Annotated in this window: 1 protein-coding gene; it reads right to left on the bottom strand. The window is 69.1% G+C overall.

The features are described 5' to 3' along the window. Nucleotides 1–21: 21 nt before the first annotated feature. Nucleotides 22–972, bottom strand: a complete 951-nt coding sequence (locus EV560_RS35625; RefSeq protein WP_131860617.1) for an IS110 family RNA-guided transposase — start codon at nt 970–972, stop codon at nt 22–24. Nucleotides 973–1,145: the final 173 nt, after the last annotated feature.

Genomic DNA, 1,145 nt, shown 5'->3' on the forward strand with positions numbered 1-1,145 from the left:
CCCTGGCGACTGTGTCTGACGTCAAGTCTTGGAGGGCGGTTTGTCTTGCCATGGCCTGTTCTGGCGGGCCATTGAGCTGAGGGCGACGAGAAGCTTTCGGGCGATGGCGACGAGGGCGACCTTGGCCGGCTTTCCGGCCAGGCGCATGGCCTGGTACTCGGCCTTGTAGCCATGATCGAGGCGGGCCGCGCTGAGGGCGGCGAGGTAGAGGGCGCTGCGCACGCAGGGCCTGCCGCCGGCAATATGGGCGCTGGGCTGGCCAGCCCCGCTCTGGCTGATCTGCGGGGCGAGACCGGCGAGGCTTGCAAGCGCGCGCCGGTCGAGGCGATCGAGTTCGGGCAGGTCGGCCATCAAGGTGATGGCAATGGCCGGGCCGACGCCCGGTGCGCTCTGCAGCAGGGTGAAGCGCTCGGCCTGTTCGCCGGCGCACAGCCTGGCCTCGAGCTCGGCCTCGATATGCTGGCGCTCCTCGGCCAGTCGCGCGATCAGGCTCCTGTGGCTTGCGGCGATCTCGGCATCGAGAGCCTGCTTCAGCCGCGTCTTCTCCATCGCGATCATCTCGACGATCTGGCGCCGGCGCGTCGACAGGGCCCGCAGCGCGCGGCTCTCGCGATCGGGGACGGGGCGCACGATATCGGGCATGAGCAGAGCAAAGCGCGCGATCAGCGCGGCGTCCAGCCGGTCGTTCTTGGCCAAACGTCCCTCGGCGGTGCGCCAGGCCTTGATGCGGCGGGGATCGACGGCTCCGACCGCGATCCCGGCTCCGGCCAGCGCCTGGATCAGGCGCTCCGCATAGGGGCCGATCGCCTCCAGCGCGACCCTGATCACGCCATGCCGACGCAGCCGTGCGACCAGCGTCGCGATACCCGCAGGCTCGTTACGCACCCGCCAGCAATGGCCCTGCGGCGCAACCGAAAAATCAAGATGATCGCGGCCGACATCGATCCCGGCCGCACAAGCCAAGTCCGTCATGGTGCCTCTCCTGTATCCGGGACAGCACGACCAGCGCGCTCCCAAGCGACTGTCCGGTCCAACGACGCAGGCGGATGTGCGCCAGCCAGAGGGCGGCGATGAGCCGGGATTGCTTACGCGCCCCATCCGCCTGGCCCCGGACGACCCGGAGCAACTCACAACATACAGGATTG

The sequence above is a fragment of the Allobosea sp. BK604 genome, from assembly GCF_004341515.1.
Lineage (GTDB): Bacteria > Pseudomonadota > Alphaproteobacteria > Rhizobiales > Beijerinckiaceae > Allobosea.

Bases quoted from the DNA above. Each gene is read 5' to 3' on its own strand.
- EV560_RS35625 (WP_131860617.1), bottom strand. From the start codon at position 972: ATGACGGACTTGGCTTGTGCGGCCGGGATCGATGTCGGCCGCGATCAT.